The following is a 13,304-nucleotide window of genomic DNA, read 5'->3' as shown; positions in this document are numbered from 1 at the left end:
AAGGCCGAAGGCCGATCGACGGCGCCCCCGGCGAACGGGCACCCGGGGCCACCCCGAGGCCGAGGCCGACCAGCCCCCGCCGTCCCCAGCGCCCCCGCCGGGTACCTTTGCGGCCGTGACCTCCACGTTGATCTGGATCGCAGTAGCCCTCTTCGCGATCGGCCTGTACCTGAGCTGGACCGCGGGCCGCCTCGACCGGCTGCACGCGCGCATCGACGCGGCCCGCGCCGCCCTCGACGCGCAACTGCTGCGCCGTGCCTCGGTGACCCAGGAGGTGGCGACCTCCGGAGTGCTCGACCCGGCGGCGTCCATCGTCCTGTACGAGGCGGCGCACGCCGCCCGGCAGGCGGAGGAGGAACACCGGGAGGTCGCCGAGAGCGAGCTGAGCCAGGCGTTGCGGGCGGTCTTCGAGGACGCGGCCCAGGTCGACGCGGTCCGCGAGGCCCCCGGCGGCGAGGGGGCCGCGGTCGAGCTGGCCCAGGCGGTCCGCCGGGTCCCCATGGCCCGCCGCTTCCACAACGACGCCGTGCGCGCCGCCCGCGCCCTGCGCCGCCACCGCAAGGTCCGCTGGTTCCGGCTCGCCGGACACGCCCCGTTCCCCATGGCCTTCGAGATGGACGACGTGGCCCCCGAGGCCCTGGCGGACCGGCCGGGCACCTGACACCTCCCGGGGCGGGCGCGGGCGGGACACCGTGGGCACGCCCTAGCCCCGGCGCGTCCCGCGCAACCGCCCGGCCACCACCTGCACCCACCGCACGAGGGCGAAGGCGGCGAGCAGCCCGAACGGCACCGTCCACCAGCGGAATCCGTACACCACGAGGGACCAGGGGACGAACACCGGCAGGATCAGCAGTGTGACCAGCTCGTGCCGGTCCCACCACTGGTCGAACCGTTCCCCCGACCTCCTGACGGGTGCTGCCACGGCCCGCACCCAAGCCCAGATTCTCCCCATCCCCCGAGGATGGGGCCTATCACCGCCCCCTGAGGAGGGGTCACCGAACGTAGCGGTACGGCTACGACCTCGTGCGACGTCACGTGCGGCAGCCCCTGGGGCGCCCGAAAACGATCCACAGCCTCACCATTGGCCCTTGCTGTGGCCTGGTCCGGGGACGTTTCCTCGGTACAGCCGTGGCTCCCTCAAGCCCCGGCTGCTCAAACCACAGCCTTCTGTCCCGAGTGAGGTCACCCGTGTCCAGCACGCTCCCCAGCACCAACCAGGCCGACGCCGCCCCCGCCACCGGCACCGCCCGCGTGAAGCGCGGCATGGCCGAGCAGCTCAAGGGCGGCGTGATCATGGACGTGGTCAACGCCGAGCAGGCGAAGATCGCCGAGGACGCGGGCGCGGTCGCCGTCATGGCCCTGGAGCGCGTCCCCGCCGACATCCGCAAGGACGGCGGCGTGGCCCGGATGTCCGACCCGAACATGATCGAAGAGATCATCGAGGCCGTCTCCATCCCCGTCATGGCCAAGTCCCGCATCGGCCACTTCGTCGAGGCCCAGGTGCTCCAGTCCCTCGGCGTCGACTACATCGACGAGTCCGAGGTCCTGACCCCGGCGGACGAGGTCAACCACAGCGACAAGTTCGCCTTCACGACCCCCTTCGTGTGCGGCGCCACCAACCTCGGTGAGGCCCTGCGCCGCATCGCCGAGGGCGCCGCCATGATCCGCTCCAAGGGCGAGGCCGGCACCGGCAACGTCGTCGAGGCCGTCCGCCACCTGCGCCAGATCAAGAACGAGATCGCCAAGCTGCGCGGCTTCGACAACAACGAGCTGTACGCCGCCGCCAAGGAGCTGCGCGCCCCGTACGAGCTCGTCAAGGAGGTCTCCGAGCTGGGCAAGCTGCCGGTGGTCCTCTTCTCCGCCGGTGGTGTCGCGACCCCCGCCGACGCCGCGCTGATGCGCCAGCTCGGCGCCGAGGGCGTCTTCGTGGGCTCCGGCATCTTCAAGTCCGGCGACCCGGCCAAGCGTGCCGCCGCCATCGTGAAGGCCACCACCTTCTTCGACGACCCGAAGATCGTCGCGGACGCGTCCCGCAACCTCGGCGAGGCCATGGTCGGCATCAACTGCGACACCCTGCCCGAGGCCGAGCGCTACGCCAACCGCGGCTGGTAACCCATGAACGACACCCCCGTGATCGGCGTCCTGGCCCTCCAGGGCGACGTACGGGAGCACCTCGTCGCCCTGGCCACGGCGGACGCCGTGGCCAGGCCGGTGCGGCGCCCCGAAGAACTCGCCGAGGTGGACGGCCTGGTCATCCCCGGCGGCGAGTCGACCACCATCTCCAAGCTGGCAGCCCTCTTCGGCCTGCTCGAACCGCTTCGCGCGCGCGTGCGTGACGGCATGCCGGTCTACGGCACCTGCGCGGGCATGATCATGCTCGCCGACAAGATCCTCGACCCGCGTTCGGGGCAGGAGACACTCGGTGGCATCGACATGATCGTGCGCCGCAACGCCTTCGGGCGGCAGAACGAGTCCTTCGAGGCGACCGTCGACATCAAGGGCGTCGCGGGGGACCCTGTGGAGGGCGTCTTCATCCGCGCCCCCTGGGTGGAGTCGGTCGGCGCCGACGTCGACGTGCTCGCCGAGCACGAGGGCCACATCGTCGCCGTACGCCAGGGAGACGCGCTCGCCACGTCCTTCCACCCCGAGCTGACGGGCGACCACAGGGTGCACGCCCTGTTCGTCGACATGGTGCGGGCGAAGCAGGCGCCGCGGTCCTTGTAGGATCTCTGGCGTTCGTACTGGTTGGTTACGCGAAGGAGACAGGCAGATGTCCGGCCACTCTAAATGGGCTACGACGAAGCACAAGAAGGCCGTGATCGACGCCAAGCGCGGCAAGCTCTTCGCGAAGATGATCAAGAACATCGAGGTCGCGGCCCGCACGGGCGGCGCCGACGTGTCCGGCAACCCGACTCTCTTCGACGCCATCCAGAAGGCCAAGAAGAGCTCGGTCCCGAACAAGAACATCGACTCCGCGGTCAAGCGCGGCGCCGGTCTCGAAGCCGGTGGCGCCGACTACGAGACGATCATGTACGAGGGCTACGGCCCGAACGGCGTCGCGGTGCTCATCGAGTGTCTGACCGACAACCGCAACCGCGCGGCCTCCGACGTGCGCGTGGCGATGACCCGCAACGGCGGCTCCATGGCCGACCCGGGCTCGGTGTCGTACCTCTTCAACCGCAAGGGCGTCGTGATCGTCCCCAAGGGCGAGCTGACCGAGGACGACGTCCTGACGGCCGTCCTGGACGCCGGTGCCGAAGAGGTCAACGACCTGGGTGAGTCCTTCGAGGTCCTCAGCGAGGCCACCGACCTGGTCGCGGTGCGCACCGCGCTCCAGGAGGCCGGCATCGACTACGACTCGGCCGACGCCAACTTCGTCCCGACCATGCAGGTCGAGCTGGACGAGGAGGGCGCCCGCAAGATCTTCAAGCTCATCGACGCCCTGGAGGACAGCGACGACGTGCAGAACGTCTTCGCCAACTTCGACGTCTCCGACGACGTCATGGCGAAGGTCGACGCCTGAGTCGCGCACCACGGCAACGGGCGAACGGGCCGACGGGACACACCCCGTCGGCCCGTCGCTTTGTCAGTGGCACCCGATAGCCTGCACAAACAGGCGATCGAAGAGGGGGAAGGGGGATTGGAGTGCGGGTACTTGGCGTTGACCCGGGGTTGACCCGGTGCGGCGTGGGGGTGGTCGACGGGGTCGCGGGACGCCCCCTGACCATGCGCGGCGTCGGCGTCGTGCGCACCCCCGCGGACGCCGATCTCGGCCACCGCCTCGTCGCCATCGAGCAGGGCATCGAGGAGTGGCTCGACCAGCACCAGCCCGAAGTCCTCGCCGTGGAGCGCGTGTTCAGCCAGCACAACGTACGCACGGTCATGGGCACCGCCCAGGCAAGCGCCGTCGCCATGCTGTGCGCCGCGCGCCGCGGCATCCCCGTCGCCCTGCACACCCCCAGCGAGGTCAAGGCCGCCGTCACCGGCAGCGGCCGCGCGGACAAGGCCCAGGTCGGCGCGATGGTGACCCGACTGCTCCGCCTGGACGCGCCGCCCAAGCCCGCCGACGCGGCCGACGCCCTCGCCCTCGCCATCTGCCACATCTGGCGCGCCCCCGCGCAGAACCGCCTCCAGCAGGCCGTGGCACAGAACCGCCTCCAGCAGGCGACCGCCCGGCACGCACAGCGGCTCCAGCGACCCGGGCCCGCCCAGCAGATCCAGCGAGCCCGGCCCACCCAGCAGACGCAGCGCGCCCAGCAAGCCCAGCAAGCACCGAAAGGCCGTACGCCATGATCGCCTTCGTGAGCGGCCCGGTGGCCGCCCTCGCCCCGGACGCCGCCGTGGTCGAAGTGGGGGGCGTCGGCATGGCCGTCCAGTGCACGCCGAACACCCTCTCCACGCTCCGCCTCGGCCAGCAGGCCAAGCTCGCCACGTCCCTGGTCGTGCGCGAGGACTCCCTCACGCTCTACGGCTTCGCGGACGACGACGAGCGCCAGACCTTCGAGCTGCTCCAGACCGCGAGCGGCGTCGGCCCCCGGCTCGCGCAGGCGATGCTCGCGGTGCACAGCCCGGACGCCTTGCGCCGCGCGGTCTCCACGGGCGACGAGAAGTCCCTCACCGCCGTACCCGGCATCGGCAAGAAGGGCGCCCAGAAGCTGCTGCTCGAGCTGAAGGACCGCCTCGGCGAGCCGCTCGGCACCGGCGGCCCCGCCATCGGCGCCCCCGTCACCCAGGGCTGGCGCGACCAGCTGCACGCCGCCCTGATCGGCCTCGGGTACGCGACGCGTGAGGCCGACGAGGCCGTCACCGCCGTCGCCCCGCAGGCGGAGGCCATGGAGTCGCCGCAGGTGGGCCCGCTTCTGAAGGCCGCGCTCCAGACCCTGAACCGCACCCGCTAGCCACCCGCACCTCCGTACCGGCCAGCCACCCGCACCTCCATACCCGCCCGCCACCCCCGAACCGCATCGCGAGGCACACCGCATGAACTGGGACGACACCACCGACGACGCCGCCGGGGCGGCCGAGCGGCTCGTCGGTGCGTCCGCCGACGGCGAGGACCAGGCCGTCGAGGCCGCCCTGCGCCCCAAGGACCTGGGCGAGTTCATCGGCCAGGAGAAGGTCAGGGAGCAGCTCGACCTGGTCCTGCGCGCCGCCCGCGCGCGCGGCGCCACCGCCGACCACGTGCTGCTCTCCGGCGCCCCCGGCCTCGGCAAGACCACGCTCTCGATGATCATCGCCGCCGAGATGGGCGCCCCGATCCGCATCACCAGCGGCCCGGCCATCCAGCACGCGGGCGACCTCGCGGCGATCCTGTCCTCCCTCCAGGAGGGCGAGGTCCTCTTCCTCGACGAGATCCACCGCATGTCGCGGCCCGCCGAGGAAATGCTGTACATGGCCATGGAGGACTTCCGCGTCGACGTGATCGTCGGCAAGGGCCCCGGCGCCACGGCCATCCCGCTGGAACTGCCGCCCTTCACGCTCGTCGGCGCCACCACGCGCGCCGGCCTGCTCCCGCCGCCCCTGCGCGACCGCTTCGGCTTCACGGCCCACATGGAGTTCTACGAACCCGCCGAGCTGGAGCGCGTGATCCACCGCTCCGCGAACCTGCTCGACGTGGCCATCGACACCGACGGCGCTGCCGAGATCGCCGGCCGCTCCCGCGGCACCCCCCGCATCGCCAACCGCCTCCTTCGCCGCGTCCGGGACTACGCCCAGGTCAAGGCCGACGGCGTGATCAACCGCGAGATCGCGGGCGCGGCCCTGAGCGTCTACGAGGTCGACGCCCGCGGCCTCGACCGCCTGGACCGCGCGGTCCTCGAAGCCCTCCTGAAGCTGTTCGGCGGCGGCCCCGTCGGCCTGTCCACCCTCGCCGTCGCCGTGGGGGAGGAGCGGGAGACCGTCGAAGAGGTGGCCGAGCCCTTCCTGGTCCGGGAGGGGCTGCTCGCCCGGACGCCCCGGGGCCGGGTGGGGACGCCCGCGGCATGGGCCCATCTGGGTCTCGTACCGCCCCGGCAGGGAGCGGGAACTGGACAACAGGACTTGTTCGGGTCGTGACCTGAAGAAGCGGCGGCGCGGAGAGTCGCACCATCCGGAACTGCGGTGCCATGCTGAGCGTTGTTCGTATGGTGCGGACTCGCTTAGACTCCGCCGATGCCGCCCTTGTGGGCGGCGCCGCCCACCCCCATCCATCAGGCCGCTCGAGAACGCGGTCGTGCGAAGGAAACTCCGTCCCGTGAATATCGTGACCCTCCTCCCCTTCATCGTGCTCATCGGGGCCATGTTCCTGATGACCCGGTCCGCCAAGCGGAAGCAGCAGGCGGCCGCCCAGATGCGCAACGACATGACGCCTGGCACCGGCATCCGCACGATCGGAGGCATGTACGCCACCGTCAAGGAGGTCCACGACGACGCGGTCCTCCTCGAGGTGGCCCCCGGCGTCCACGCGGTGTACGCGAAGAACTCCATCGGCGCCGTCCTCGACGACGACGAGTACAACCGCATCGTTCACGGCACCGAGGACGACCTGAAGTCCGACGACGCCCCTGTGGTGCCCGACGACGCCTCCTCCCTCACCGAGACCGACGAGGCCGCGGACGCTTCGGACGACTCGCGCATCGACCTCGGCAAGAAGGACACGGCCGACACGGTCGACGAGGCCCCCGAGGCCGCAGACGCAGAGCCGAAGAAGACCGACGGCGAGTCCGGCGCGAAGTAGTCACGGCCGGGGGCCCGCCGTGCGCCCGCTCGCGCACCGCGGCCCCCGCCCCAGGTGATTTCGCGCCGCGTCTCGACACAACTTCATGGCCGCCCGCCCGGGGCCCCCTCCCGAACAGGCCTCCGCTCAGCGCAGGTGACAGGGGAGGCACCCCGCAGGCCGGACGGTTGGACAGGGAGAACGAGAAGGTGGCAGCACCCAAGAAGGGCCGTAGGCAGGCCGCCCAGGGGAAACCGGGCCGCACCCTGGTCCTGATCATGATCGCCCTGGTGGCGCTCACCGGAGGGATGTTCCTCTCCGGGCACACCACCCCCCGCCTGGGCATCGACCTCGCCGGGGGCACGAGCATCACGCTCGAGGCGAAGAACGAGCCGGGCCAGAAGAACGCGATCAACAAGACCAACATGAACACGGCCGTTGACATCATCAACAACCGTGTCAACGGTCTGGGTGTCTCCGAAGCCGAGGTGCAGACCCAGGGCGACCGGAACATCATCGTCAACATCCCCAAGGGCACCAACGCCAAGCAGGCGCGGGAGCAGGTCGGCACGACCGCTCAGCTCTACTTCCGGCCCGTCCTCGCCCAGCAGCCCAGCACCGGCCCGGCCGAGAAGCCGAAGCCGAAGCCGTCGTCCTCCGACAAGGGCGACAAGGACACTGAGGGCGACAAGGGCGACAAGGGCGACAAGGGCGACAAGCCCAAGGAGAGCGAGAAGCCCCAGGACGAGGCGACCTCGCCGAGCGGGACGCCGACGACCCAGGGCCGTTCCGTCACCGACGGCCTGAAGGACGAGCCCACCCCGACCGGGACGCCCACCGGCGACGCCAAGGACAATGCCGCCAAGGACGACGCCGACAAGGGCAAGGGCGTGAAGGCCCCGACGCCGCCCGACCCCACCGCCGACCTCCAGGACCGGTTCACCAAGCTCGACTGCACCGACGAGAAGGCCCGCCTGAAGGTCAAGGAGGGCGTCAAGGCCACCGACCCGGTCGTGGCCTGCGGCAAGAGCGGCGACGGCAAGGGCTGGGACAAGTTCATCCTCGGACCCTCCGAGGTCAACGGCAAGGAGGTCGACGACGCGAAGGCCGTCTACGACACCCAGGGTGCCGCTGGCTGGAAGGTCACGATGGAGTTCTCCGGCAAGGGCACGAAGCAGTTCGGTGACATCACCGGCAAGCTCGCCAGCAAGCAGCCGCCGCAGAACGAGTTCGGCATCGTCATGGACGGCGAAGTCGTCTCCGCTCCGTACGTGAAGCAGGCGCTGACCACCGGCCAGGCCGAGATCTCCGGCAGCTTCTCCCAGGACGAGGCCAAGGACCTGGCCAACATCCTGTCGTACGGCGCGCTCCCGCTGACCTTCAAGGAGCAGAGCGTCCAGACCGTCAGCGCGGCCCTCGGTGGCGAGCAGCTGCGCGCCGGTCTCATCGCCGGTGCCATCGGCCTCGCGCTCGTCATCGTCTACATGGTCGCGTACTACCGCGGTCTGGCCCTCATCGCGATCGCGAGCCTCGGGGTCTCGGCGGCGCTGACGTACACGATCATGACGCTGCTCGGCCCGACGATTAAGTTCGCGCTGAACCTGCCGGCGGTCTGTGGTGCCATCGTCGCCATCGGTATCACCGCCGACTCCTTCATCGTCTACTTCGAACGCATAAGGGACGAGGTCCGCGAGGGCCGCACGCTGCGGCCCGCCGTCGAGCGCGCCTGGCCGCGGGCGCGGCGCACCATCCTGGTGTCCGACTTCGTGTCCTTCCTCGCCGCCGCGGTGCTCTTCGTCGTCACCGTGGGCAAGGTCCAGGGATTCGCGTTCACGCTGGGTCTGACCACGCTGCTCGACGTCGTCGTGGTGTTCTTCTTCACCAAGCCACTGATGACGATCATGGCCCGCAAGAAGTTCTTCGCGGGCGGCGGCAAGTGGTCCGGACTCGACCCGAAGCGTCTCGGTGCCAAGCCGCCGCTGCGCCGCTCGCGCGCCGCCGCGACCGCCGCCCCCGTCGACTCGACCCCGAAGGAGGCGTGAGATGTCGAAGCTCGGAGATCTCGGCGCCAAGCTCTACCGCGGCGAGGTCGGCTACGACTTCGTCGGCAAGCGCAAGATCTGGTACGGCATCTCGATCCTGATCACCATCACGGCCATCGTCGGCCTGGCGGTGCGCGGCCTGAACATGGGCATCGAGTTCGAGGGCGGCGCCGTCTTCAACACGCCGAAGACCAGCGTGTCGGTGGCCAAGGCGGAAGAGGTCGCGGAAGAGACCTCCGGCCACGACGCGCTCGTGCAGAAGCTCGGCAACGACACCCTGCGCATCCAGATCGCCGGCGTGGACACCGCCAAGTCCGACCACATCAAGGTCGAGCTCGCCAAGGAGCTCGACATGAAGGCCGACGACATCAACGCCGACCTCGTGGGCCCGAGCTGGGGCGAACAGATCGCCAACAAGGCCTGGCAAGGCCTGGCGATCTTCATGATCCTGGTCGTGATCTATCTGGCGATCGCCTTCGAGTGGCGCATGGCGCTCGCCGCCCTCATCGCGCTCATCCACGACATCACCATCACCGTGGGTGTGTACGCCCTCGTGGGCTTCGAGGTCACACCGGGCACGGTGATCGGTCTGCTGACCATCCTCGGTTATTCGCTGTACGACACGGTCGTGGTCTTCGACAGCCTCAAGGAACAGTCGAAGGACCTCGCCAAGCAGACCCGCTTCACCTACAGCGAGGTCGCCAACCGCTCGATCAACAGCACGCTGGTGCGCTCCATCAACACCACGGTGGTGGCGCTCCTGCCGGTCGCCGGTCTGCTGTTCATCGGTGGCGGCTTCCTCGGCGCGGGCATGCTGAACGACATCTCGCTGTCGCTGTTCGTCGGCCTCGCCGCGGGCGCGTACTCCTCGATCTTCATCGCGACCCCGCTGGTCGCCGATTTCAAGGAGACCGAGCCGCAGATGAAGGCGCTCAAGAAGCGGGTGCTCGCCAAGCGCAGGGCGGCCGCCGCCAAGGGCGAGTCCGCCGAGACCCCGGTGTCCGCGGACGAGAGCCCGCAGGACGCGGAGCCCGACGAGGACTCTGCCCCTGCCGTGGTCGGCCCGCGCTCGGGCCCCCGCGCGCAGCCCACCCGCAACCGCGGCCGCGGCCGCCCGTCGGGGAAGCGCCGATGACCGAGCTCGTCGACGTCAACGCGCTGCTCCTGAGCCGCATCCGTGACGTGCCGGACTACCCCGAGCCCGGCGTGCTGTTCAAGGACATCACGCCGCTGCTCGCGGACCCGGCCGCGTTCACCGCTCTGACCGGTGCCCTCGCCGACCTGAGCGTGCGGCACGGGGCCACCAAGGTCGTCGGGCTGGAGGCGCGCGGGTTCATCCTGGGCGCCCCCGTCGCGCTGAAGGCCGGGGTCGGCTTCATTCCCGTACGCAAGGCGGGCAAGCTCCCCGGAGCGACCCTCAGCCAGCGCTACGACCTGGAGTACGGCAGCGCGGAGATCGAGGTGCACGCCGAGGACCTCAGGCCCGACGACCGCGTCATGGTCATCGACGACGTCCTCGCCACCGGCGGCACCGCCGAGGCCTCGCTGCGGCTCATCCGCCGTGCCGGGGCCGAGGTGGCCGGTGTCGCGGTCCTGATGGAGCTGGGCTTCCTGAACGGCCGCGCGCGGCTGAATCCCGCTCTGGACGGCGCGCCCCTGGAGGCCCTGCTCACGGTCTGAGGACCCGGGAGAGGGCCCCGGAGGCCCGGAAGGGAGTGCCCGGCCGCGGCGGCCGGCGCGGGGCACTCCGGCAGCACCCCAGCGACACCAGAGGCGGGCCCGGTGGAATCCGGCGCCCGCCTCTGGTGTTTCTCCAGTACAGAGCCGTCTCACCGGCCGAGGGCGAGCCGTCGGCCCAGGATCGATACCATGGGCACTTCGGGACCTCACCGGGGGACCCGATCGCGCACAGGGAGCGCTCTTGCCAGACGAGTCCCAGCCACTTGCCGCCGCCAAGTCCGCCCAGCAGGCCGAGCGGGCCGCGGCGCCCGCTGTCGCGCCCGCGAAGAAGGCACCGAGCGCGCCCGGCGGGACGTCCGCACAGGGCGAGCAGGGTGCTCCGCGACCGGCCGAGACGCGGTCGGCCGAGCAGACCCGCCCCAAGCAGTCGGCCGAGCCGCAGCCCGCCCCGCCGGTGCCCGCCGCCCCGCCGGTCCGCCCGCCCTCGGGCCGGACGCCCGCCCCGAGCAAGCCCCCCGTCGGCGGCAAGACCGAGCGCTCCGGCTCCTCCAACCGCGTGCGTGCCCGCCTCGCCCGCCTCGGCGTCCAGCGCTCCAACCCGTACAACCCGGTCCTGGAACCCCTGCTCCGCATAGTGCGGAGCAACGACCCGAAGATCGAGACCGCGACGCTCCGCCAGATCGAGCGCGCCTACCAGGTCGCCGAGCGCTGGCACCGCGGCCAGAAGCGCAAGAGCGGCGACCCGTACATCACGCACCCGCTCGCCGTCACCACCATCCTCGCCGAGCTCGGCATGGACCCCGCGACCCTGATGGCGGGCCTCCTGCACGACACCGTCGAGGACACCGAGTACGGCCTCGACACCCTGCGCCGCGACTTCGGCGACCAGGTCGCCCTGCTCGTCGACGGCGTCACCAAGCTCGACAAGGTCAAGTTCGGCGAGGCCGCGCAGGCCGAGACCGTGCGCAAGATGGTCGTCGCCATGGCCAAGGACCCCCGTGTCCTGGTCATCAAGCTCGCCGACCGCCTGCACAACATGCGCACCATGCGCTATCTCAAGCGCGAGAAGCAGGAGAAGAAGGCCCGCGAGACCCTGGAGATCTACGCTCCGCTGGCGCACCGCCTGGGCATGAACACCATCAAATGGGAGCTGGAGGACCTCGCCTTCGCGATCCTCTACCCCAAGATGTACGACGAGATCGTGCGTCTGGTGGCCGAGCGCGCCCCCAAGCGCGACGAGTACCTGGCCATAGTGACCGACGAGGTCCAGGCCGACCTGCGTGCCGCCCGCATCAAGGCCACCGTCACCGGGCGGCCCAAGCACTACTACAGCGTCTACCAGAAGATGATCGTCCGCGGCCGTGACTTCGCGGAGATCTACGACCTGGTCGGCATCCGCGTCCTCGTGGACACCGTCCGCGACTGCTACGCGGCCCTCGGCACCGTCCACGCGCGCTGGAACCCGGTCCCCGGCCGGTTCAAGGACTACATCGCGATGCCGAAGTTCAACATGTACCAGTCGCTGCACACGACGGTCATCGGCCCCAACGGCAAGCCCGTCGAGCTGCAGATCCGCACGTTCGACATGCACCGCCGCGCCGAGTACGGCATCGCCGCGCACTGGAAGTACAAGCAGGAGGCCGTCGCCGGCGCCTCCAAGGTGCGCACGGACGTGCCGAAGAAGACCGGCAAGGACGACCATCTCAACGACATGGCGTGGCTGCGCCAGCTCCTCGACTGGCAGAAGGAGACCGAGGACCCCAGCGAGTTCCTGGAGTCCCTGCGCTTCGACCTGTCGCGCAACGAGGTCTTCGTCTTCACGCCGAAGGGCGACGTCATCGCGCTGCCCGCAGGCGCGACCCCGGTCGACTTCTCCTACGCGGTGCACACCGAGGTCGGCCACCGCACCATAGGTGCCCGGGTCAACGGACGGCTCGTGCCGCTCGAATCGACCCTGGACAACGGCGACCTGGTCGAGGTCTTCACCTCCAAGGCCGCGGGCGCGGGCCCGTCCCGCGACTGGCTCGGCTTCGTCAAGTCCCCGCGGGCCCGCAACAAGATCCGCGCCTGGTTCTCCAAGGAGCGCCGCGAGGAGGCCATCGAGCAGGGCAAGGACGCCATCGCGCGCGCCATGCGCAAGCAGAACCTGCCGATCCAGCGCATCCTCACCGGCGACTCCCTCGTCACCCTTGCGCACGAGATGCGCTACCCCGACATCTCCTCGCTGTACGCGGCGATCGGCGAGGGCCACGTCACCGCGCAGTCCGTCGTGCAGAAGCTCGTCCAGGCGCTCGGCGGCGAGGAGGCCGCCAACGAGGACATCGCCGAGAGCGCGCCGCCCTCGCGCAGCCGGTCCAAGCGCCGCTCCAACGCCGACCCCGGAGTCGTCGTCAAGGGCGTCGACGACGTGTGGGTCAAGCTGGCCCGCTGCTGCACGCCGGTCCCGGGCGACCCCATCATCGGCTTCGTCACGCGCGGCAGTGGCGTATCGGTTCACCGCAGCGACTGCGTGAACGTGGACTCGCTGTCCCGGGAGCCGGAGCGCATCCTCGAGGTCGAGTGGGCGCCCACGCAGTCGTCGGTCTTCCTGGTGGCCATCCAGGTGGAGGCCCTGGACCGCTCCCGGCTGCTCTCGGACGTCACGCGCATCCTCTCGGACCAGCACGTCAACATCCTGTCCGCGGCCGTGCAGACCTCCCGCGACCGCGTCGCCACCTCCCGCTTCACCTTCGAGATGGGCGACCCCAAGCACCTGGGCCACGTCCTGAAGGCCGTCAGGGGAGTGGAGGGCGTCTACGACGTGTACCGGGTGACGTCGGCACGCAGGCCGTAGACCGGGCCACGACAACGGAGAGGGGCTCCCACACGTTCTGTGTGGGAGCCCCTCT

Annotated in this window: 13 protein-coding genes; 12 read left to right on the top strand and 1 reads right to left on the bottom strand. The window is 70.5% G+C overall.

Going from position 1 to position 13,304, the window contains the following annotated elements; translation table 11 throughout:
* Positions 1 to 115: 115 nt before the first annotated feature.
* Positions 116 to 661, top strand: coding sequence for a hypothetical protein (locus OO63_RS18930; RefSeq protein WP_030360513.1), 546 nt, complete (start codon positions 116 to 118; stop codon positions 659 to 661).
* 42 nt (positions 662 to 703) lie between these two features.
* Here OO63_RS18930 and OO63_RS18925 read toward each other — a convergent pair whose 3' ends face one another.
* Positions 704 to 922, bottom strand: a complete 219-nt coding sequence (locus tag OO63_RS18925; protein WP_030360512.1) for a hypothetical protein — start codon at positions 920 to 922, stop codon at positions 704 to 706.
* A 266-nt stretch (positions 923 to 1,188) separates the two neighbouring features.
* On the opposite strand from OO63_RS18925, the gene pdxS reads away from it, so the two are divergent.
* The 11 genes from pdxS to OO63_RS18870 all read left to right on the top strand — a co-directional run bounded on the left by pdxS (position 1,189) and on the right by OO63_RS18870 (position 13,249).
* A complete protein-coding gene (pdxS, locus tag OO63_RS18920; protein WP_030360511.1) occupies positions 1,189 to 2,112 on the top strand; it encodes a pyridoxal 5'-phosphate synthase lyase subunit PdxS in 924 nt (307 codons plus the stop codon).
* Between the two features lie 3 nt (positions 2,113 to 2,115).
* Positions 2,116 to 2,724, top strand: a complete 609-nt coding sequence (pdxT, locus tag OO63_RS18915) for a pyridoxal 5'-phosphate synthase glutaminase subunit PdxT (protein ID WP_030360510.1) — start codon at positions 2,116 to 2,118, stop codon at positions 2,722 to 2,724.
* Positions 2,725 to 2,770: 46 nt separating this feature from the next.
* Positions 2,771 to 3,523 carry a YebC/PmpR family DNA-binding transcriptional regulator gene (locus OO63_RS18910; protein ID WP_030360509.1) on the top strand — a complete coding sequence of 251 codons (753 nt, stop codon included), beginning with the start codon at positions 2,771 to 2,773 and terminating at the stop codon, positions 3,521 to 3,523.
* Positions 3,524 to 3,645: 122 nt separating this feature from the next.
* Positions 3,646 to 4,293: a crossover junction endodeoxyribonuclease RuvC gene (ruvC, locus tag OO63_RS18905; RefSeq protein ID WP_078619219.1), complete on the top strand. Its 648-nt coding sequence runs from the start codon at positions 3,646 to 3,648 to the stop codon at positions 4,291 to 4,293.
* On the top strand, positions 4,290 to 4,898 hold the full coding sequence (gene ruvA / locus OO63_RS18900) for a Holliday junction branch migration protein RuvA (RefSeq protein WP_030360507.1): 609 nt from the start codon (positions 4,290 to 4,292) through the stop codon (positions 4,896 to 4,898). Before ruvC ends, ruvA begins: the two co-directional genes overlap by 4 nt.
* Before the next feature lie 82 nt (positions 4,899 to 4,980).
* Positions 4,981 to 6,054, top strand: coding sequence for a Holliday junction branch migration DNA helicase RuvB (gene ruvB, locus OO63_RS18895; RefSeq protein WP_030360506.1), 1,074 nt, complete (start codon positions 4,981 to 4,983; stop codon positions 6,052 to 6,054).
* Positions 6,055 to 6,232: 178 nt separating this feature from the next.
* Entirely contained in the window at positions 6,233 to 6,715 is a 483-nt protein-coding gene (gene yajC, locus OO63_RS18890; RefSeq protein ID WP_030360505.1) for a preprotein translocase subunit YajC, read from the top strand.
* 188 nt (positions 6,716 to 6,903) lie between these two features.
* A complete protein-coding gene (gene secD, locus OO63_RS18885) occupies positions 6,904 to 8,736 on the top strand; it encodes a protein translocase subunit SecD (protein ID WP_030360504.1) in 1,833 nt (610 codons plus the stop codon).
* Position 8,737: 1 nt separating this feature from the next.
* Positions 8,738 to 9,871, top strand: a complete 1,134-nt coding sequence (secF, locus tag OO63_RS18880) for a protein translocase subunit SecF (RefSeq protein WP_030360503.1) — start codon at positions 8,738 to 8,740, stop codon at positions 9,869 to 9,871.
* Entirely contained in the window at positions 9,868 to 10,416 is a 549-nt protein-coding gene (locus tag OO63_RS18875) for an adenine phosphoribosyltransferase (protein WP_030360502.1), read from the top strand. The genes secF and OO63_RS18875 overlap by 4 nt, the downstream gene beginning before the upstream one ends.
* A 241-nt stretch (positions 10,417 to 10,657) precedes the next feature.
* A complete protein-coding gene (locus OO63_RS18870; RefSeq protein WP_030360501.1) occupies positions 10,658 to 13,249 on the top strand; it encodes a RelA/SpoT family protein in 2,592 nt (863 codons plus the stop codon).
* Positions 13,250 to 13,304 lie beyond the last annotated feature (55 nt).

Source organism: Streptomyces alboflavus, assembly GCF_000716675.1.
Classification (GTDB): domain Bacteria; phylum Actinomycetota; class Actinomycetes; order Streptomycetales; family Streptomycetaceae; genus Streptomyces; species Streptomyces alboflavus.
Note: the sequence above shows the minus strand (reverse complement) of the source record. Positions and strands in the feature narration are given on the sequence as shown.

Bases quoted from the DNA above. Each gene is read 5' to 3' on its own strand.
- ruvB (WP_030360506.1), top strand. From the start codon at position 4,981: ATGAACTGGGACGACACCACCGACGACGCCGCCGGGGCGGCCGAGCGG.
- OO63_RS18875 (WP_030360502.1), top strand. From the start codon at position 9,868: ATGACCGAGCTCGTCGACGTCAACGCGCTGCTCCTGAGCCGCATCCGT.
- pdxT (WP_030360510.1), top strand. From the start codon at position 2,116: ATGAACGACACCCCCGTGATCGGCGTCCTGGCCCTCCAGGGCGACGTA.
- OO63_RS18910 (WP_030360509.1), top strand. From the start codon at position 2,771: ATGTCCGGCCACTCTAAATGGGCTACGACGAAGCACAAGAAGGCCGTG.
- secF (WP_030360503.1), top strand. From the start codon at position 8,738: ATGTCGAAGCTCGGAGATCTCGGCGCCAAGCTCTACCGCGGCGAGGTC.
- ruvA (WP_030360507.1), top strand. From the start codon at position 4,290: ATGATCGCCTTCGTGAGCGGCCCGGTGGCCGCCCTCGCCCCGGACGCC.